The sequence below is a fragment of the Saccharibacter sp. 17.LH.SD genome, assembly GCF_009834805.1.
Classification (GTDB): Bacteria; Pseudomonadota; Alphaproteobacteria; order Acetobacterales; family Acetobacteraceae; genus Saccharibacter.
The window spans coordinates 304147-324921 of the sequence record NZ_WVHO01000009.1 but is presented as its reverse complement, the minus strand read 5'-3'; the positions used below and the strand labels follow the sequence as shown (position 1 = coordinate 324921).

Sequence of the window (20775 nt, the reverse complement as noted above, 5' to 3'; positions counted from 1 at the left end):
GGACTTTACTCCCCATCTACGGGCTCTAATTTTGACTATCCAGCTGTTTTTTGGCGGCCTGGTAGACCGCTTCTACCGTAAATCCAAATCTTTCCATCAACGCACTGGCCGGAGCTGATGCCCCGAAACAATGAAACGCAATCATGACACCTGCAAGGCCAAGATACCGGTCCCAACCAAAGCCTGAAGCCATTTCGACTCCCACACGTGCCGTAACGGACGGGGGAAGTACTGAATCACGGTATACCTTATTTTGCTCTTCGAACAGGTCCATACTCGGCATTGATACGACCCGCGCTTTCACCCCTTCCTTTGTCAGACGCTCATAGGCTCCTACCGCAAGAGACACTTCAGAACCCGACGCGATAAGGATAACATCGGGTGTCTCCTCGCTGCTTGCCAGTATATAAGCCCCACGCATCAGACCCGAGGCTGGTGCATAGATCGTTCGATCAATCGTCGGTAAACTTTGGCGGCTTAATGCTAAAGCCACAGGACCACGCCGCGCGTGATTCATCGCCGCACGCCAACTCTCTGACACCTCATTCGCATCAGACGGACGAATCAGGGTCATACCGGGCGTAGCCCTCAATTGAGCAAATTGCTCAACTGGCTGATGTGTTGGCCCATCCTCTCCCACGCCAATAGAATCATGTGTGAACACATAAATCACAGGCAAATGCATCAGAGCCGCCAAACGAATAGGCGCCTTCATATAATCAGAAAAGATGAGAAACCCTGCACAGAAAGCACGCAACCCACTTAGCGCCATTCCGTTGCAAATGGCCCCCATCGCGTGTTCACGCACGCCAAAATGGATATTACGTCCTTTATATGGAACTGGGCTTGGCGATGCTTGAAAAGAGGCCTCACCTTTGATCGTTGTTTTCGTCGACGGTGATAGATCCGCCGCGCCACCGATCATCCACGGCACATTCTTGGCAACAACATTTAATACGTCACCAGAACTCTGACGAGACGCAATACCGACTGGATCAGCAGGGTAGACAGGCAGATCACGATCCCACCCCTTGGGCAACTCATGAGCAAATAACGTATCAAGCTCCTGCGCTTCCTTAGGATATTGTGCGTGATACCGCTGAAACATATCTTGCCACTGTTTATGGGCTTTCTCTCCCCGTTTGCCAGCTCCCTCCGCAAAATGCTCTTTTACGCCCCTAGGAACGGTAAAAGGCTCTGCATCCTCTGGCCAACCATAGGCTTTTTTAGCACCTAAAATTTCTTCTGCCCCCAGAGGCTCACCATGGGCGGAAGCTGTTCCTGCCTTACGCGGAGCACCATAGCCAATAACAGTCGTGAGAATAATCAAGGTCGGGCGCTCTTTTTCCGCCTTCCCTGCCTGTAAAGCACGGCGAATGGCATCTACATCATTCCCGTCCTTAACCTCAACAACGTGCCAGCCATAAGCTTCAAAACGTTTACCAACATCCTCAGTATGCGCGAGGTTTGTAGCCCCTTCGATTGAGATATAATTATAATCGTAGAGCCATGTTAGATTTCCGAGCTTAAGGTGACCTGCCATCGCGGCAGCCTCGGCCGTCACTCCTTCCATAATATCTCCATCACCGCAAAAAGCTGTGATATGATAATCGAAAAGTGAAAAGCTCGGACGATCATAAGTTGCCGAAAGCCAGCGTTGAGCCATCGCCATCCCGACAGCATTCGCACAGCCTTGTCCTAACGGGCCTGTCGTCACCTCTACACCAGCCGTCAGCCCGTATTCAGGATGACCCGGTGTACGAGAATCAAGGCGGCGGAATGATCTAAGATCTTCCAGTGTTAAAGCTGGTCGATCCAGCACCTGGCCGTTCTCAACATCGTACACATCTGCAAGATATAATATGGAATATAATAAGATAGCGGCATGACCACCCGACAAGACGAATCGATCACGGGCCGGCCAAAGGGGGTTCGCCGGATAATAAGACATTTCATACTGCCAAAAAGCGTACATCGCTGGTGCTAAAGCCATAGCAGTACCTGGATGTCCGGATTTTGCACGCTCAACACCATCCATCGACAAAGTGCGGATGGTATCAATGCTGAGTTTTGACAGCGTATTGATCACTTTTAAAAGGTCCTTTAGTTGCTCAAATTCCCAAATGCCGAGAAGTAACCCCTCATTATCTTCCCACCCTTTGGGATAACGCCTCCACAAGTGGCGCGATCCTTCCTCAGACGCAATGCCTTGTGTGTAGAAAACATGACTAATTTTAGGATGTTTCATAACAAGAATGCCGGCTCAACCTTTTCCACCGCATCACAAGTCGCTACCTATGTAAGCCACTATCCTGATTTTATGATGAGCCTTCCATGACACAACCCAGCACTATGAGCTTCTCTCCAGAGCAAATTACCGCATTATTTATTGAGGCCGCACGCAGCGGTGACACCGACCTACTTCAGCAATTTATCGATGCTGGAATGCCCACAAACTGTACAGACAGTCGTGGCTATACGCCGCTTATTGTTGCAACCTACAATGAACAATCGGAAACAGCTCGCCTTCTTCTCGACAATGGCGCAGACCCTAATGCCGTGGATGAAAAAGGCGCTACCGCTCTTTCTGGTGTTGCATTCAAAGGCTTTATAGACATTGCCCTTCTTCTTCTTGAAAAAGGGGCCTTAATCGATAAGCCTAATTATTCAGGCCGTACTCCACTCATGTTCGCGATCATGTTTGGACGTGAGCAGATGGCCCGAACACTTCTTGCTCATGGTGCCAACCCAGACCTTCGTGATGCTGAAGGCCTTTCCGCTCGCGAGCTCGCAGCACGCCAAGGGCTAAAACTTTTTGACGAAAGCACTTCATCATGAGCCGTTTCTGGAATTCTCGTGTCCACAAGCTTGAGCCTTATGTTCCAGGTGAACAGCCTAAAATCGCTAACCTTACCAAACTCAACACCAATGAATCCCCTTACGGCCCAAGTCCATGCGCCTTAGAAGCCATTCGTAACGCTGCTTCTGATACGCTACGGCTTTACCCAGATCCAACGTCATCCAGTCTGCGCCAAGCCATTGCTGAGCGTTTCGACATTACCTCAGAAAATGTCTTCACAGGGAATGGGTCTGACGAAGTACTGGCCCATACCTTCAGAGCACTTTTCCATGATGATGCTCCAGTATTATTCAGTGACATTACATATGGCTTTTATCCAATTTACTGTCGCCTATTCAATCTTCCTTACCGTACCGTTCCTCTACGTGAAGACTTTGCACTTCACCAAGAAGATTACGTGGGCCCATGCGGGGGGATTATTCTAGCCAACCCCAATGCGAATACAGGAATGGCCCTCCCACTAGAAGCTATTGAATCCCTCCTAAGCCGCCATCCTGACCGGACTGTCGTGGTTGACGAAGCTTATGTGGAGTTTGGCGCACAGACAGCTATTCCTCTTATAAAACGTTATGACAACCTGCTAGTCGTGCGTACATTTTCAAAATCGTCCGGCCTCGCTGGATTACGCGTTGGGTATGCCGTTGGCTCTCCAGAGCTCATTGAAGGCTTAACGCGTGTTAAAGACAGTTTTAATTCTTATCCCTTATCACGACTTTCTCTTGCAGGAGCCGAGGCCTCCATCCGTGATCATGAATGGCTAGAACAAACAACCCACGCCATCATGCAGACGCGAGACACCCTTATTGAACAATTACGAATTCGTGGACTGACTGTCCTTCCGTCAAAAGCAAATTTTATCTTAGTTCACCACCCTCGCTTTGAAGCCGGAGCTCTTGCGACGGCTTTACGTGATCGCGCTATTATCGTACGCCATCAAAGCTCTTCTCCACGCCTCAAAGACTGGCTCCGCATCACAATCGGTACAAACGACGATAGTCAACGCCTCCTAGAAGCGCTTGATGATATCGAAAAAAAATCGCACTAAATTAACCTGCCAGTAAGACCTCCTACGCCATGATCGCACGTCACGGTGTTCTTTTCGTCAAAAAAGGACACAGCGAAACTCGTAGGAGGTCTGATCATGCGTACCGCTTATCGAACACTCGTCGAACATCGCCCCATCCACCGCAATATAGCCGAAAAACGTCAGCAGTTACGTGAGCTATGTGAAACGGCTTCACGGTTAAAACCACAAATTACACCATCACTGCGTGCGAGTATCCAACGACGAATCACGCAACTACGCGAGGAAATTCGTGCAGATTCGCGTCCTCATTTATCCGCTCATCCTCGGCGCACCTATGTTCTCCATTCGGATTAACGAACACAACACTAAGGCCGTCTAACCTGTTGCACTTCTGGCGCTCAGTCTTCACGATAGGAAGGCGAAATATAACACTGACGCCAGAATGCAGGTATTTATGTCCACTACACATTTTTCTCATGAACAACTACTTGATCGTCTTGCGGAGGTTGCAGTCAAAGTCGGGCTCAATATTCAGCCTGGTCAACAGCTAATCATCACAGCTCCCCTTGATGCTGTCCCTCTCATCCGGCGTATTACGTCCCATGCCTACAAAGCAGGGTCATCGCTTGTTACGACGCTTTACAGCGATGACGAAACGACACTTTCTCGTTTTGCCAATGCATCAGAAGAAAGCTTTGATACGGCTGCTACATGGATGGCAGATGGAATCGCCAAAGCCTTTCGTGAAGGTGCGGCCCGTATGGCTATCACCGGAGCAAACCCTACACTCCTTAATGGACAAAACCCGGACCATATCTCCCGTGCAAGTCGTGCCGCATCACGTGCCAATCGCCCTGCTATGGAGCTTATTACCCAGTTTGCCGTAAACTGGAACATCGTCGCCTGTGCAACCCCCGCTTGGGCGCAACAAATCTTCCCTGATTTATCAGTTGAAGACGCTATGAAGGCCCTATGGCAGGGTATTTTCCACGCTTCCCGTGTGACAGAGGAAGATCCCATAAGCGCTTGGAAAGAACATAACCGCATCCTTCACAACCGTTCCTCACTCCTTAATCATGACCGCTTTGAGGCTCTCCATTTTTCAGGTCCTGGCACCAACATCACGATTGGGCTTGCTGATGGCCACCTTTGGGCTGGGGGTTCTGAAAAAGCTGGGAATGGTGTTGTCTGTAATCCTAACATTCCCACTGAAGAAGTATTCACCACACCACATTGCGCGCATGTCAATGGGACCGTTTCAAGCACCAAGCCCTTATTCCATCAAGGCTCATTGATTGATGACATCCAGGTTCGCTTTGAAGATGGCCGCATTGTCGAAGCTCATGCCGGAAAAGGAGAAGAGGTTCTCCAACGCATTCTCGACAGTGATGAAGGAGCACGTCGGATCGGAGAAGTCGCCCTGGTCCCACATTCATCACCTATTTCTAACAGTGGAATCCTGTACCGTAATACATTGTTTGATGAAAATGCTGCCTGCCATATTGCTCTTGGCCAAGCCTATACGAAATGCATGATAAACCCTGAAGACTTGACCGAAAAAGAACTTATCGCACGTGGTGCTAACCATTCTATTATCCACATTGATTGGATGATCGGATCGGATAAAATCAGCGTAGATGGCCTTAAAGATGGCCAACGTACCCCGATTTTACGCCACGGTGAATGGGTAAGAGACTAATATGCCTCAATCCATCACGCTTAACCCGAAAATATTCCCCAAGCTTGATATTGTGTCTCTAGCACAAACAGGGAAAATTCTTCGTGCTGAACGGACGACTACAAAAAATGGAATTCCGGCCTTCATTACGCGTGAAGGTTGGAATGAGCTCATTCTCCATCATGCTCGTGATGGTGAGCCATTAAGCTTGACGACACAGAAAATTCTCCCTGCGCTCGAGCAAAGCGTGGCACGCCTCCTTGGTGAAGCCGCTCAAGCCTCTACGGAACGGCCTGCGTCCTTATACACGCTAGAGACAGACCTCTTTCCGAGTAACACCCAAACACGCCTCGCGCTCGTTTGTGACCAAACTCATCACGTCGCCTGTGCTCTTATCGGGACCCCAAAACACCTGCAGCATCTGCTTCATGGTGCCTCCGATAGAGCAACCCACTGATACGTTGAAGACTTCTTCTCCCGAATCGGGTTTTATAGAAGAAGTCTTCTTCTAAAGTATCTTTTATGGTCTATATCATTTTTATTTTGAAAAAATTAATTTTATTTCTATTTCATATATCATGTAACAGAAAATTATCCTTTATTATTTAATACATATTATAAGGATATATCTTTATTTTTTATTTTATTTTGCATTCATACAAATAAAAATACAGTAAATACACAAATGGAATACAGAAATTCTACACAAAGTTATTTACATAACAAAATAAATATCTCAATTCGTTTTTTTTGCTTTACGTTATGCCATCAAAAAACTGGTTTTGTTTTGCTTCCTTTTATACAAAATAATACTCCTTATGGTTGTATAAAAGGAAGAAAAACAATCTATGGTTGCAATTTTTACTATTACAACTTCTAATCACCTCCTTAATTAGGGAGCTAAAAACTATGCGCATTCTAATCGCCGAAAGTGACCTTTTTGTCGCCTCCCCGCTTATCAAAATGCTTCGTAACGTCTCCTACACTGTCGACCATGCAGCATCAGGAGGAGACGCTATTAATATGCTTAAATATTATGATTACGACCTTCTGATTGCGGAGTTAACTCTTGAAGATATGGACGGCCATGATGTCATTCAGCGGATCAGAAAAGCCCAGAGTACGACGCCCATTATGGTCATTTCACATCTCACACAACCTCAATTTAAGGTAACGGCCTTCGCCGCTGGTGCTGATGACTATGTTGTAAAACCTTATGATAACGATGAAGTTCTTGCGCGTGTACGCGCTTTGATGCGACGTGCGCATGGAGTATCTGCATCCCGCCTGCATGTCGGCCCCATTGAGCTCGATCTCAATAATAGAATGGTCAGCATTAATGGTGAATTTCTTCATTTAACCAGTAAAGAATATGCCATTCTTGAATTACTGATTATTCGAAAAGGAGCTGTCCTTACAAAGGATACATTCCTCAATCATCTCTATGGCGGTATTGATGAGCCAGAGATGAAAATTATTGACGTTTTTATATGCAAGCTCAGACGTAAATTACAGCGTTTTGGAGCAGACCATATGATTACTACAGTATGGGGGCGTGGTTATATTTTACACGATGATCAAAAACTACACGTCCAAAATGATGATACATCTCCCTTCTCTAATGATTTACAGGAAGCTGTTTAATCTAACACGATGAGCACCCTTGATATGATTAACAAGAGTGCTCACACGCAGTAAATTTAGATACTATCCCATAACCTCTAAAATCATCGTCTTTATCTTCGCAATCACATCATGGACCTGTTTCTCATCTGACGCTTCGACCATGATACGAATGAGAGGCTCCGTCCCGCTAGCGCGCAGCACGAGCCTTCCTTGTTCACCCAACATCTCTTGAGCCAATTGATAGATGTTAGACGATTCTGGTCGCTTCAAGGGATTTTCCCCGTGATAACGAACATTCTCTAACTTCTGTGGGTATGGGTTGAAGACACGACAGACACTACTTGCCGGTTCAGCCGTATCAACCATGACAGCTAAAACCTGCAGAGCCGCAATTAGCCCATCTCCCGTGGTACCATAATCGGATAAGATCATATGCCCAGATTGTTCGCCTCCGACATTCGCTCCAGTCTGGCGCATACGCTCCACCACATAGCGGTCACCCACCGCTGTACGATGGAGCGTTAGGCCGAGCTTTTGCAGGTGCTTCTCTAACCCCATATTGGACATGACCGTTGCAACCACCTCATTGCCTTGCAACCGACCCTGGCGTTTCCAATAAGTTGCAATTAAAGCAAGGATCTGGTCTCCGTCGATCAAATGCCCTTCTTCATCGGCAAAGAGTACACGATCAGCATCACCATCCAACGCAATACCGCAATGCGCACCATGTTTCTTCACAGCGTCACACATCGCCTGTGGATGTGTAGAGCCGACGCCATCATTAATATTCACGCCATCAGGCTGACATCCGATAGAAATCACCTCCGCGCCTAACTCCCATAAGGCTGCGGGCGCCACACGATAGGCTGACCCATTGGCGCAATCGAGGACAATTTTTAGACCATCCAAACGCAACCCATGAGGGAAAGATGATTTTACATTTTCAATATAACGACCAGCAGCATCCGTAAGACGCGAGGCTTTTCCAATATGGGCCGGAGATGCCAGACGGTCTGACACATTTTCTTGCATCAAACATTCAATCTTTTCTTCCGTCGCGTCTGAAAGTTTAAATCCATCCGGGCCGAAAAGCTTAATCCCGTTATCTGTAAAAGGGTTATGCGACGCTGAGATCATCACCCCTAAATCTGCCCTGAGAGACCTCGTAAGGAAAGCAACCGCCGGCGTTGGCTGTGGGCCAACAAGAATCACATCAACACCAGCAGAGAGGAAACCCGAGACAAGGGCACACTCGATCATATAGCCTGATAAGCGCGTATCTTTCCCCAAAATGACTGTATGGCGGTGCCCGTGACGCGTTGCGAAATAAATTCCTGCCGCCTGACCTAACTTCTGAGCTATTTCCACAGTCATCGGCGTACTATTAGCTTCACCACGAATACCATCGGTTCCAAAGAAAATTCGCTTATCGGTCATTAATATTCCCTTCTTGCCGCCCTTATCTCATTTAAACACATAGATCAGAATAAAGCTCATTTTCAGAAGCATTGGTTGACCTGCACCTATGCCCTATACACAACAGGCGTGTGACGAACCATACGTCACACGCCTGCTTGTACCATGACAAACAATCAATTGCCTGTATGGTCTAGCTCGGCTGAGGAACCGGCACCCCCCCAGGCGCTGCTGCCCCACCTGATGGAACAGAAGGCTTACGCCCTCCAAACCCTGTATCATTATGATCACGACGGTCCAGAGGCTCACCTCGAATAACCTTGCCCACCTCTTCACCGGTCAATGTTTCATACTCAACCAACGCTTCAGCAAGACGATGAAGCTCATCAAGATGCGTTAGCAAGAGCTGGCGACATTGCTCGTATGCTGTTTCAATAAGCTTACGAATTTCCTCATCAACTTCACGCGTCGTGGAGCCTGACATCATCTGGGGGTCGTCATAAGCAACCATCCCAACACGATCACTCATACCCCATCTCGTCACCATGTGGCGCGCAAGATTCGTCGCCGCCTTAATGTCACCAGATGCCCCAGCGCTTACTTGATCATGACCAAAGATAATCTCTTCTGACACACGCCCCCCCATGGTCATGAGCAGACTGCCCAAGCACCACTGACGTTTGTAAGAAATATTATCTTTTTCAGGGAGCGTCATAACCATACCCAACGCTTGTCCACGTGGAACAATCGTCGCCTTATGGATAGGATCACAGCCTGGCGTATAATAAGCAGCAAGCGCATGCCCACCTTCATGGTAAGCCGTTGAACGCTTCTCTTCCTCGGTCATTACCATAGAACGACGTTCCGCGCCCATCAGGACCTTATCTTTCGCAGCATCAAACTGTGCCATCGAAACCGAACGTGTCCCCTGACGCGCAGCAAATAAAGCCGCTTCATTGACAAGGTTGGCAAGGTCCGCCCCTGAGAAGCCAGGTGTTCCGCGTGCAATAACACGTGGCTCCACATCAGAAGAAAGCGGCAATTTTTTCATATGCACGCGCAGAATCTTCTCCCGACCTTCCACATCTGGGTTCGGCACCACAACCTGACGGTCAAAACGGCCTGGACGCAACAAAGCAGGATCCAACACATCGGGACGGTTTGTAGCAGCAATCAGGATCACGCCCTCATTGCTCTCAAACCCATCCATCTCGACCAACATCTGGTTCAGTGTCTGCTCACGCTCGTCATTTCCACCACCAAGGCCCATGCCACGGCTACGACCAACAGCATCAATCTCATCAATAAAGATAATGCATGGCGCTGCTTTCTTGCCCTGCTCGAACATGTCACGCACGCGCGACGCCCCAACACCAACAAACATTTCCACAAAGTCAGACCCAGAAATGCTGAAGAAGGGCACATTCGCCTCGCCGGCCACTGAACGCGCAAGAAGCGTTTTACCTGTGCCTGGAGGCCCGGTTAACAAAACACCCTTTGGAATTCTACCGCCAAGGCGCGTAAATTTCTGCGGATCTTTCAAGAAGTCGACAATCTCGACGAGCTCTTCCTTCGATTCTTCGACCCCAGCAACATCCGCAAATGTAACGCGCCCTTTTTTCTCCATGAGCTTTGCACGTGACTTACCAAAGCCCATAGCGCCACGTCCTCCCGCAGCGCCATTCTGCATCTGCCGGAAGATCATAAAACCAACGCCCAAAAGCAGGATGATCGGCAGATAAGCGACAACATAGCGTATGAAGGGGTTTTCATCACTCTGCGGCGGATGTGCCGACACCTCGACACCAGATGATGTCAAATGAGACACAAGTCCGGGATCATACGGAGCATAAGTCTCGAACGATGTGCCATTCGTCAGAACACCTGAGATGTTCCTCTCACGGATCACAACAGAACGAACGTCATGTTGATCCACATCATGGACAAAATCAGAATAGGCGATCTGCTGCACTGCCTTGCGGCTACTCCCCGGCTGAAACGCTGTCAGCACGACGATAACCGCCATGACGATAATAGCCCAGATCGTAACATTACGACCAATATTGTTCATTTCACTCTCATGCTTTCACGACGACCGGTCTCGTCCCGGCAATCCGTTCGCCTACAATCATTCCTCTAAAGATAAGCATTCCATTGGATGATCCTACCCCTTGAGCAAAGAAAACCTGTATATCTTTAGCAAAAGCAAAATTTATAAACAAACGCTCAACTAACAGAACGCTCCCCCGTTATGGGCACACCACTTTCCCAAACGAACGCACAACGCGCCAGCGATTCTCTGACGCCTCCTACCCCTTCAGGGACAGCCACAACATCATTACCACACCATAAAGCAGGAAGTGTTTGCAGCACTAAAGCGGGAACATCTCTTCCAACACGATTAGGGCCTGCCTTTGCCCCTAGAGCTGCAATAAAATAAGATGATTGATAAGGGCCAATATAACGCCAACGCCTATCCCACCATTGTCCTGATTGTGCAGGAACAGCCCCCTCCAATCCGCGACATTCACGCATGATAAGCCACCTAGGACCCCGTCCTTCTACGCGTCGCACAGACGCCCCTCCCAAGGTTCCTCCCCCTTGATCCCGTAAGGCCCTCACAGCTGGTAAGCGTGGAAGATAGCGCTGTCCCCCAATCAACTTAATGAGACGAGCAAAAAGAAAATCCTGCACCTCGTCAGGCTCCATCAAGACGGTCTCTTCCCGTAAACTGACCCATCCCTCAGGGTGCCATATTGCAGACACAGCCAAACAACGCACAATTTTCTGGTCTAGCTCTACTTGACGATTTTGTGCCTGCCCCTGAGCTTTTCGCATAGTGTCTCGGTCTGTCCACGTCATATCCTGACGAACCCGGACACGATGGTAGGAACGCTTCTGATTGGAGGGGTCTTCACACCACTCGATCCCAGCATGACGTAAGGTCGCCCGTAAGCGTTCTGGACGTGTTCCGAGAAGAGGCCTAACAACCGCAATGCGCTCACGCACACTCCGCCGAGCCATGCCATTCATCCCTAGAAATCCGCTCTGTTTTTGGTAGCGCATCATAAGCGTCTCTTCCTGGTCAGCTTCATGATGAGCCACCAACAAGACACTCCCCCCCGCCTCAACACAGGCCTGCTCAAGAACATCAAACCGTGCATCGCGCGCACGCTCTTGCACACCACCTAGTCTTAATGGTCCCAAAGTCAGAATACGCGACGTAATATTAAGCTGCGCTAAACGTGCACACGTTATCCGAGCTTCCTCAGCTGACTCCTCTCGCAAAGCATGGTCAACAACCAACGCCCGAACATGATGTCTCCAACGCCGTGCTAACAACGCTAAAGACATTGAATCCGCTCCCCCCGAAACAGCAAGCATAACGGGAGAAGACGCATCATCAGGACCATATGGCCCCAAGGGAGCCATCATCTGCGCAAATTCTTGATCAGTGACAGGCAGCGCGTCCACGGAATATCTCTTCAGAAGCTTTAACGCGAGGGGATGCATTAGGAAATTTTTCTTTTAAAGTCCCTAATGCCTCACACGCTGCCCCTTTATTCCCCAACGCCAACATACTTCCTGACACGCCCAAAAGAGCCTGTGGGGCACGCTCAGAATGAGGATTTTGCGTATACACATCGTAATAAGCGACAGCCGCTTGACGATAGGATTTCTGCCCCGCCAAAGATTGCGCTAGCAGAAACTGAGCTTCCGTCTTCCCCCATACACTATGAGCCGTCTGCAAAGCAGCCCGAGCTTGCCTCTCAGCTTCATCGTAATGTTTTGCTTTGAGCGCCGCTTTACCTTGTTGAATATTTTGTGCAGCCGATTGCGGCGATGACGCCTCCTCAGTCGCTTCAGCTTTAGGAGCCTTACGCGGCGCAACTACAGGAGCAGGAACTGGGGCAGAATGCCCTCCATCATTTCCTTGCATCGCAAACTGTAGATCACTCATTTTCTTATTCATATCAGCTTCATCTTGATGTTGCTGATTTGTGAGCTGATCAAGCTCACCACGCATTTCTCTGACCTGCCCTTCTAAGTCATTCACACGGTTCAGTAATTGCGCGACCAAAGTATCGCCGCCATGACTCCCCTGTGATGCGACCGCCCCTACTCCAGAAGCTGACAGTGGAGCCGCAAGCGGAGCATCACTGCCATTACCACTCGAAGACGCCTCACTGCCACCGTCTGCATTTGACTCATGTGCCTGATATTGCTGAGCAAGTTGGCGATGATGACGCATTATTTCATCGCGAGAAAGACCCGTTCCATCAGCATGCGCGGCCGATATCAACAAAGGGGTACATATCATGGCACTCAGCACGACCTTACTCACGATATGAGGCACAACATAACGGGGCATGCGACGTTTCTCCCTTTTATAACAAAAAGACCGGATCAGGCTATCTCTGCCCGGCCCGGCCTGATTTGCTAATCTCAATGACTCATAACAAGCCATCAACTACTTATATCAACGCACCGATGTGATAGCATTTCGGTTCTGCGCCCAAGCGTCTTCACCATCACCATCAACAGAAGGACGATCCTTACCATAAGAAATCGTCGTGATCCGACTCGCATTCACACCCTGTGCTTCAAGATAAGCACGAGCCGCATTCGCACGACGTTGACCTAGAGCAATGTTATACTCCTCGGTGCCACGGTCATCACAGTTACCTGCAACCATAACATTTACCTGAGGATAGCGTGCTAACCAGCTAGCCTGCTTATCAAGCGTTGCACGTGCTTCACTTGAGAGCTGATTCTGGTTCAATTGAAAAAATACACGATCCCCTGCTGATGCCACTAAATCAGCCTCACTTCCAGGAACTGGACCTGTGTTTGTAGACTGTTGAGCCGACGTATCTTGGCCCGTCCCACTTGTATTGCCTTGGTCGGAATTCCCGGCACAAGCAGCCAGAGCTAACGCCAGCCCTAATGCGCCGAATGTATTAAGTTTCATTTTAACTATCCTCAGTTACGCCCTTAGGGCATTCCCACTGCATATCATCTTTGCATAAAAAATCGACAGAGAAAATTAACGCCGCAACGGAGACCATGCAGGGTCTGATGCCCCTGTGCTGGTTGGTAGCGTACGTTCATTAAAACCAGCGATATCAATCACGCCAAGATTCGAACTAAAACCAGATCCCCCAACACCTGCAGCACTCTGACGGCAAAATGTTAATACTCTCCCATTTGGCGCAAAACTTGGACTCTCCACCGTAAAGCCTTCCGTCAAAATACGCTCCCCCGTGCCATCAGGATTCATCACGCCCAAAGAGAAGCGTCCTTGATGGATCCGCGTAAAGGCAATAATATCACCACGAGGTGACCAAACCGGGGACCCATAATGGCCCGACCCGTAGGAAATACGCCGCGCACCTCCCCCATCCGCGCTCATAATATAGAGCTGAGGGCTTCCCCCACGATCTGAGTTGAAAACAATCTGACGTCCATCTGGGCTAAAGCAAGGGCTCGTATCAATAACAGAGCTAGACCCTGTCAAACGCCGCCGTCTCTGTGAGGCCAGATCAACCACATAAATGTCTGATCCGCCACTACGCGTCGTCACCGATAAAATAATTGAGTCACCTTGTGGAGAAAAACGAGGCGCATAAGAAATTCCCTCGAATGAGCCCAAAATATTTCTCTGCCCCGAATCAATATCATAGACATAAACACGAGGCCTATTCTCAGCATAAGACAGAAACGCTATTTGTGGACCGACAGGACTAAAACGCGGCTCCAACGTCAGCCATCGACCATCTGTTAGAATATGTGCATTAGCCCCATCCTGATCCATCAATGCCAAGCGCGTTGTTTGGTGATGGCGTGGTCCTGTCCGCGCAATATACGCAATACGCGTATCAAAATACCCTGCTTCTCCCAGCAGACGTTGATAAATAACGTCGGCGATTTTATGAGCGATCCGACGCCAGTTACCCTCTGACGCCGTATAAGCAGTCCCCTGAAGTTGCTGACGCACCAGAACATCCCAAAGACGCATCTCAACACGGACGCTTCCCTGCCCTGTAGCACTGCCAGCAATAACAGCACGAACACCCCGCGCCTTCAGAGCCGAAAAATCGGGCTGAATTCCTGTAGGAATATCACCCGACATAACTCTAAAAAGGCCCGTATTACCCAGGTCAGCCGAAATAACCTCCGACATCTGGTTTCCTATCCCAGGACCAAAATTAGAAATCACGATGGGAATAGGGGCTTGATGTGCATTCGCAACAGTAATTTCGGCCGCTCCACCACCACTTTGTTGTGCCAAAGCACTTAGCGGCGTAGCCATAATTCCCCCTGCCGCAACCCCACCAAGCAGAGAACGACGGGAAAAATGGGCCTTCAGGAATTCAGCCTCAGAGTCAGGAAAAAGCGACATATATGAATACCTCAAAGAAGATCAGGGCCTGAAGACAAAACGAAACTGACGGCGCTGTCCCCGCATACGGGCAGGGATAGGCAGACGTGCGCAAACAGGACTCAAAACAGCATCACGAGCACGCTCTGCCTGCGCACGATAGGACGGGTCTGACACCATGCGAGCCCGCGTCTCTGGTGCAAAACTTACCAAACGCGCTTCTCCCGCAGCATCAACCGTCACTAAAAGATGCGCCTCAAAGTGGGCATAATTACGTGCAGCCGTATCTTCCTGATAACAACGTTGCACAGATGACCCAATAGCGGACTGCTCTCCACGAGATAATGCGCGGGTATCCGCATCAGGACTTCCACCCCCGCGCGGAGAGCCGCCTTGTGGTGGACCGGCCTTTTTATGAACCTCTGGTGTTTTATTCTCTTCCTCACGGAAGCTATCCAGCGTCGCTAACAAAGAGTGACTATTGGCTTGCGCCTTAGGCGTCTCATGCGGTTGCTCTGTTTGCGATGGTTGCGGCTTTTGCGGTGGTTTTTCCACCTTCTTTGCCGGCGCCTTAACCTGAGCGGGCTGCGGCTGAGCTTTTACACTCGGCTTCGGTTTCTCGCTCACCTCACCCTTTTCTTGCAATTCAGCCCGCTGATGGACAGGGGCAACCACCGGCGTATGATGCACAACGGGAGCAGCTTGCGCTGGAGGTGGAGGAGGTGGAGGAGGCGCCCTACGAGCGGGAGGCGTAGGAGAAGGATGATACACCTTTGTTTCCACAGGGGCTCTAGGAGCGGGAACCGAGCTCTTTCTCTGCGCCTTAGGAGCCGAAGTCGCCGGCAAAGGTTCAAACACCATATTCACCGGTGTTTCTGGTGGAGGCTCAGGAAGTGGTGGTGGCGCTTTTGTCCAATGCCACACCAGAGCGACTAATATCCCACCATGCAATAAGACGGAGAACACAATTCCGCCCCGTGCCGCCCCTTTATCTTGACGCGCAGAACTCGGGACCTCAGAAAAAGGAGGAGGAGCAAACACGACTCAAACTCCTTACGGGCCACTCTGCGGCTGCTGAGCTAATAAAGCCACGTGATTAAAGCCGCCTGAAGTAATCTCCCCCATAACGCGCATCACCTGGCCATAATCTAACTTAGCATCGGCTCGTACGAAAATACGCCGCTCTGTGTCGTTTCCCGCTGCCTGTTTAAGACGATCCAACAAAGACGCATCACTAACGGCATCTTCTCCTAAAAAGAGACTACCATCACTTCGCAACGATACAGTAATCGGCTTGCTATCCGTATTCACCGGCTTGGCACTGGTTTTCGGCAAATCAACGTTAATGCCACTTGTCAGCATTGGTGCCGTCACCATGAAAATAATGAGCAACACCAACATAACGTCGACAAGCGGTGTCACATTAATTTCAGAGGCAAGACGACGGCGACGCCGCAAGCGGCTATTCCCTCTTGAGACAGCCATTGAAGCTAGCCCCTCTCAACACTGCGTTCTTCAGACTGACGCGACAAAATCGCTGTGATTTCAGCACCAAAAGCTTCCATCCGATCTGAAAAATTATCCAGTGCCCGTGTCACCAAGTTATATGCCACATAAGCTGGAATGGCCGTTATGAGACCAATCGCCGTCGCAAACAATGCTTCGGAAATACCTGGGGCCACGACAGAGAGATTCGTATTATGCATCGCAGAAATTGATACAAATGCGTGCATGATTCCCCATACGGTCCCAAACAATCCAACAAAAGGAGCCACCGGGCCGATCGTTGCCAACAAAACAACATACCGGCTCAAACGATCACTTTCACGCCCGATCGTAATATTAACAGCTCGGTCGATACGCTCATTTGTACCGCCATGAACAATATCAATACCTACGATTCGAGAAGAACGACGCCACTCCCCCATCGCTGCCCCAAAAACAGCGGCAATTGGATGAACCGGGCGTGCCCCCTCACTATCATAGAGATCGTCTAATGACCCGCCAGACCAAAAACGATCTTCAAAAGCATCTGCTTCCCGGCGTACGCGACGTAATAAAATAATCTTTTCTGCGATAATCGCCCATACCAACACACTGCACAGCACCAGCCCTAACATGACGAGCTGCACAACAAGCGACGCATGCAAAAACAGATGCATCGGCGACAATCCCGCCGCCCCAACAGCTCCCAGAGCACTCGAACTTACACCCTGATCCACTCTGTTCTCTCCTGATCCTGTTTCTGCATGGTCTAATCGAAGGGATTTCTACCTATGAATTATCACGGTAGAGTGTGTTCCCTTCATGACATTCTACAAAGCAACGCGAAAGCTGTTTTTCTTTTTTAACTCTATTTATCCAAAAACTTTTTTCTACAGTCTCTTACTCAGACGATGAAGGCCGAAGAGACTGTAACAACTCACGATGATGCGGCTTAATACGCACAGGCACCATTCCCTCTTGCTTCAAACACACCAGCTCTACGTCAATCACAACAGCCCGCCGTCCCCCCTGGGAACAATTTGTAATCTCCTGACGAAGTTTTAAACGCGCTCCTCCTAATTCCAAGAGAACCGTTTCTACAGATAAAATATCGTCCAATCGCAATGGCGAGTGATACGTTACAGTCAACTGACGTACAACAAAACCAATCCCCTCACGATGTGCCAAATCGCCAACGGAAATCCCTAGACCCCGTAAAGCCTCTGCCCGAGCACGCTCAGCAAATCCAAGATAGCGTGCATGATAGACAATGCCGCCTGCGTCCGTATCTTCATAATAGACACGAAATTGAATCTGATGAGCGCCCACCTCTATCTCCTTAAAATAATGATGGGGATTGAGAATGTGATGGTGGTGTGAGCCCCAAATACCGCCACCCAGGTTCACCCAGCATACGCCCGCGCGACGTACGCAAGACGAGCCCTTCCTGAATAAGATAGGGCTCGACAACATCTTCCAGCGTATCACGCGCTTCTGCCAGAGCAGCCGCGAGCGTCTCTACACCCACTGGCCCTCCGTGATGGTGCTCTGCAATCCGGCGTAAATAACGACGATCCATCGCGTCCAGACCGTGAGCATCCACTTCAAGTCGCGCTAAAGCAATATCGGCTAAGCGTTGATCAATCTGCTCTTTCTTCGCAACCAAGGCAAAGTCACGCACACGCCTCAACAAACGGCCTGCAATACGTGGTGTTCCCCGCGACCGACGCGCAATCTCCTGCGCCCCTTCTTCCGTCAAATTCATACCCAACTTCGAAGCACCACGGGCAACGATTTGGCGTAACTCATCCGGTGTATAAAACACTAAGCGCAACGGAATACCAAAGCGATCTCGCAAAGGCGTTGCCAAAAGACCCGACCGTGTCGTCGCCGCGACAAGCGTGAAAGGTGCTAAATCAATCCTAACAGACCGCGCAGCCGGCCCTTCGCCGATAACGAGATCCAGTTGGAAATCTTCCATCGCTGGATAAAGAATCTCTTCAATGGCTGGCTGAAGACGATGGATCTCATCAATAAACAACACATCTCGTGGCTGCAAATTGGTCAAAATCGCCGCTAGATCACCCGACCGCTGAATAACAGGCCCTGATGTCGCCCGGAACCCAACACCCAATTCACGCGATACAATCTGTGCTAAGGTCGTTTTACCGAGCCCCGGAGGGCCATGTAACAAAACATGATCTAATGCTTCTTTTCGAGACTTCGCTGCTTCAATAAAGACCGATAGATTTTCACGACTTGCTTTTTGACCTGTAAAATCTGCCAACGTTTGAGGGCGCAACCCAACATCAGCGGCATCTTCAGGGTAACGACTCGCATCCGTTTCTAAGGCTTTATCCACCTTTTCCTACCCCTCTGATCCTATCATCGTGCCAGTTCCTTCAATGATAAACGGATGATAACATCCAGGGCTGCCGCTTCATTCTCTGAGATCACACGACTGACAACCGGCCAACTTTCCGCCCTTCGGAAGCCCAATCCTTCCAAAGCCATCAACGCATCTCCTTCCAAACCTGAAGACTGATTTGCCGCTGAGGCCTCCTGAGCTGGAACGCCAACATTCCCCGTTGGAGCCGGCATTTTCGCTACTTTACTCTTTAGCTCCGTCAGCAAGCGCGTCCCCAACCGTGGGCCAACCCCAGACGCTTGGGTGAAGGGAAGTTTATCACCCGCATTCACGGCCTGCCATAACAAGGTCGGGCGGCTCACAGAAAGAATACCGAGCGCAACGCGTGATCCAACCCCTTGAACCGTTGTCAACATACGAAACCAGGCTTGCTCATCGGCTTCTGCAAAGCCAAAAAGCTGTATGGCATCCTCTCGTACAACAGTTTCAATAAGGATACGTGCCACCTCTGGTGGTCGTGGCAATTGACCTAATGTCTGCGTAGACGCATGCACCACATATCCTACGCCATTTACATCAATAAGGCAGCGATCCGCCTCCATATGAGTCACTAAACCTGTTAACTGCCCAATCATGCCATGCGTACTCCCCCGGCCAAGCGATGGGCACTTGCGCGATGATGAGCATGACAAATAGCCACAGCTAAAGCATCCGCAGCATCAGCACGCCGTAACGTCGCTCCTGGTAGCAGACGACGCACCATCATCATAACCTGGTCTTTATCAGCAGCCCCAGTGCCAACAACAGCTCTTTTCACCGCCCGAGCCCCATATTCATGAACGCTAACACCCGCAAGAGACGGCACTAATAATGCCACGCCACGTGCATAACCGAGCTTTAAGGTCGAAGCGCCATTCTTATTAACATAAGTCTCTTCAACAGCCGCTTCCGCTGGAGCATAATCTGCAATAAGCTTTTGCAATCCATCATGGAGAGTACGCAACCGATGTGGAACGCTATCCCCACTTTCTGTCGCGAACACCCCATCGGCCACATGGCGCAAACGATTGCCGTCAACATCAACAATACCCCAGCCCATAAAACGTAGGCCGGGGTCAAGACCAAGCAAACGAATCAAGCGCTCAGAGCCTGTGCAACCTCATCGGAGAGGTCAAAGTTCGCAAAAACAGCCTGAACGTCATCATTCTCTTCAAGCACATCAATGAGCTTAAGCACCGAACGTGCTTGTTCTTCATCAAGAGGCACGGTTGTCTGTGGGCGCCAATCTAGCTTAGCGGACCGTGGCTCCCCAAAGCGCTTCTCCATCTCATCACGCACGCTCATAAGAGACTGCATGGATGTCAAAATTTCATGCCCGTCCTCAGTCATTTCAACATTATCGGCACCAGCTTCAATCGCAGCCTCTAACATAGCATCTTCAGAAGCTACATCCTTCGGATAAACAATCACGCCAAGACGATCGAATCCAAAAGAAACGGAATTTGTCTCACCCAAAGAACCACCATGTTTAGAGAAAGCAGCACGCACTTCAGCAGCAGTTCGATTACGATTATCTGTCAAACCTTCGATGATGATGGCAACGCCTGCAGGACCGTAACCTTCATACCGAACTTCAACATAATCCTCTCCACCAGCAGCCCCTGAAGCCTTCCGAATGGCACGATCCACCGTATCCTTCGGCATATTGACCTCGCGCGACGCCAAAATGGCCGCTCTTAAGCGAGGGTTCATATCCGGGTCAGGCAAACCCGAGCGTGTAGCCACCGTAATTTCACGAATGACCTTAGCAAATTGCTTGGCACGCTTCGCATCCTGCGCGCCCTTACGATGCATAATGTTCTTAAACTGCGAATGCCCTGCCATGGACCTCTTTTCTCCTTAACAACCACAACACAAACTGACGTGAACAAAC

At 49.7% G+C, this 20775-nt stretch carries 21 protein-coding genes; 6 read left to right on the top strand and 15 right to left on the bottom strand.

Annotated elements, in window-relative coordinates; genetic code table 11:
* Window positions 1-25: 25 nt before the first annotated feature.
* On the bottom strand, window positions 26-2086 hold the full coding sequence (gene tkt / locus GS501_RS02885; RefSeq protein ID WP_160830673.1) for a transketolase: 2061 nt from the start codon (window positions 2084-2086) through the stop codon (window positions 26-28).
* 248 nt (window positions 2087-2334) lie between these two features.
* Here tkt and GS501_RS02880 point away from each other — a divergent pair, with 248 nt between their 5' ends.
* The 6 genes from GS501_RS02880 to GS501_RS02855 all read left to right on the top strand — a co-directional run bounded on the left by GS501_RS02880 (window position 2335) and on the right by GS501_RS02855 (window position 7209).
* On the top strand, window positions 2335-2838 hold the full coding sequence (locus tag GS501_RS02880; RefSeq protein ID WP_160830351.1) for an ankyrin repeat domain-containing protein: 504 nt from the start codon (window positions 2335-2337) through the stop codon (window positions 2836-2838).
* Entirely contained in the window at window positions 2835-3905 is a 1071-nt protein-coding gene (hisC, locus tag GS501_RS02875) for a histidinol-phosphate transaminase (RefSeq protein ID WP_160830350.1), read from the top strand. Before GS501_RS02880 ends, hisC begins: the two co-directional genes overlap by 4 nt.
* A gap of 96 nt (window positions 3906-4001) precedes the next feature.
* Window positions 4002-4241, top strand: coding sequence for a hypothetical protein (locus GS501_RS02870; RefSeq protein WP_160830349.1), 240 nt, complete (start codon window positions 4002-4004; stop codon window positions 4239-4241).
* A gap of 100 nt (window positions 4242-4341) precedes the next feature.
* Window positions 4342-5586, top strand: coding sequence for an aminopeptidase (locus GS501_RS02865; protein WP_160830348.1), 1245 nt, complete (start codon window positions 4342-4344; stop codon window positions 5584-5586).
* A gap of 1 nt (window position 5587) precedes the next feature.
* A complete protein-coding gene (locus tag GS501_RS02860) occupies window positions 5588-6022 on the top strand; it encodes a hypothetical protein (RefSeq protein WP_160830347.1) in 435 nt (144 codons plus the stop codon).
* Between the two features lie 452 nt (window positions 6023-6474).
* On the top strand, window positions 6475-7209 hold the full coding sequence (locus GS501_RS02855) for a response regulator transcription factor (protein ID WP_160830346.1): 735 nt from the start codon (window positions 6475-6477) through the stop codon (window positions 7207-7209).
* Window positions 7210-7272: 63 nt separating this feature from the next.
* Here GS501_RS02855 and glmM read toward each other — a convergent pair whose 3' ends face one another.
* From glmM to GS501_RS02785, 14 genes are all read right to left on the bottom strand, one after another.
* Window positions 7273-8628 (bottom strand): phosphoglucosamine mutase, encoded by a 1356-nt coding sequence (gene glmM / locus GS501_RS02850; RefSeq protein WP_160830345.1) that lies wholly within the window; start codon window positions 8626-8628, stop codon window positions 7273-7275.
* Window positions 8629-8800: 172 nt separating this feature from the next.
* The gene (gene ftsH / locus GS501_RS02845) at window positions 8801-10678 is read right to left on the bottom strand and encodes an ATP-dependent zinc metalloprotease FtsH (protein WP_160830344.1); all 1878 of its coding nucleotides are present in this window, start codon (window positions 10676-10678) and stop codon (window positions 8801-8803) included.
* 155 nt (window positions 10679-10833) lie between these two features.
* Window positions 10834-12081: a tRNA lysidine(34) synthetase TilS gene (gene tilS / locus GS501_RS02840; RefSeq protein WP_370517918.1), complete on the bottom strand. Its 1248-nt coding sequence runs from the start codon at window positions 12079-12081 to the stop codon at window positions 10834-10836.
* A complete protein-coding gene (locus GS501_RS02835) occupies window positions 12059-12979 on the bottom strand; it encodes a tol-pal system YbgF family protein (protein WP_160830342.1) in 921 nt (306 codons plus the stop codon). The genes tilS and GS501_RS02835 overlap by 23 nt, the downstream gene beginning before the upstream one ends.
* Before the next feature lie 108 nt (window positions 12980-13087).
* Window positions 13088-13579, bottom strand: coding sequence for a peptidoglycan-associated lipoprotein Pal (gene pal, locus GS501_RS02830; protein WP_160830341.1), 492 nt, complete (start codon window positions 13577-13579; stop codon window positions 13088-13090).
* A 75-nt stretch (window positions 13580-13654) separates the two neighbouring features.
* On the bottom strand, window positions 13655-15010 hold the full coding sequence (tolB, locus tag GS501_RS02825) for a Tol-Pal system beta propeller repeat protein TolB (protein ID WP_160830340.1): 1356 nt from the start codon (window positions 15008-15010) through the stop codon (window positions 13655-13657).
* A 21-nt stretch (window positions 15011-15031) separates the two neighbouring features.
* Window positions 15032-16030, bottom strand: a complete 999-nt coding sequence (locus GS501_RS02820; protein WP_370517917.1) for an energy transducer TonB — start codon at window positions 16028-16030, stop codon at window positions 15032-15034.
* A gap of 12 nt (window positions 16031-16042) precedes the next feature.
* Window positions 16043-16474: a protein TolR gene (gene tolR / locus GS501_RS02815; protein WP_160830339.1), complete on the bottom strand. Its 432-nt coding sequence runs from the start codon at window positions 16472-16474 to the stop codon at window positions 16043-16045.
* A gap of 5 nt (window positions 16475-16479) precedes the next feature.
* Window positions 16480-17211, bottom strand: coding sequence for a protein TolQ (tolQ, locus tag GS501_RS02810; protein ID WP_160830338.1), 732 nt, complete (start codon window positions 17209-17211; stop codon window positions 16480-16482).
* Window positions 17212-17374: 163 nt separating this feature from the next.
* Window positions 17375-17803, bottom strand: a complete 429-nt coding sequence (locus GS501_RS02805; RefSeq protein ID WP_160830337.1) for a YbgC/FadM family acyl-CoA thioesterase — start codon at window positions 17801-17803, stop codon at window positions 17375-17377.
* Between the two features lie 10 nt (window positions 17804-17813).
* Window positions 17814-18836 carry a Holliday junction branch migration DNA helicase RuvB gene (gene ruvB / locus GS501_RS02800; RefSeq protein ID WP_160830336.1) on the bottom strand — a complete coding sequence of 341 codons (1023 nt, stop codon included), beginning with the start codon at window positions 18834-18836 and terminating at the stop codon, window positions 17814-17816.
* Between the two features lie 23 nt (window positions 18837-18859).
* Complete coding sequence (ruvA, locus tag GS501_RS02795) at window positions 18860-19477, bottom strand: Holliday junction branch migration protein RuvA (RefSeq protein ID WP_160830335.1); 618 nt, start codon at window positions 19475-19477, stop codon at window positions 18860-18862.
* Window positions 19474-19980, bottom strand: coding sequence for a crossover junction endodeoxyribonuclease RuvC (gene ruvC, locus GS501_RS02790; protein WP_160830334.1), 507 nt, complete (start codon window positions 19978-19980; stop codon window positions 19474-19476). The genes ruvA and ruvC overlap by 4 nt, the downstream gene beginning before the upstream one ends.
* Window positions 19977-20726, bottom strand: coding sequence for a YebC/PmpR family DNA-binding transcriptional regulator (locus GS501_RS02785; RefSeq protein ID WP_160830333.1), 750 nt, complete (start codon window positions 20724-20726; stop codon window positions 19977-19979). Before GS501_RS02785 ends, ruvC begins: the two co-directional genes overlap by 4 nt.
* Between the last annotated feature and the right edge of the window lie 49 nt (window positions 20727-20775).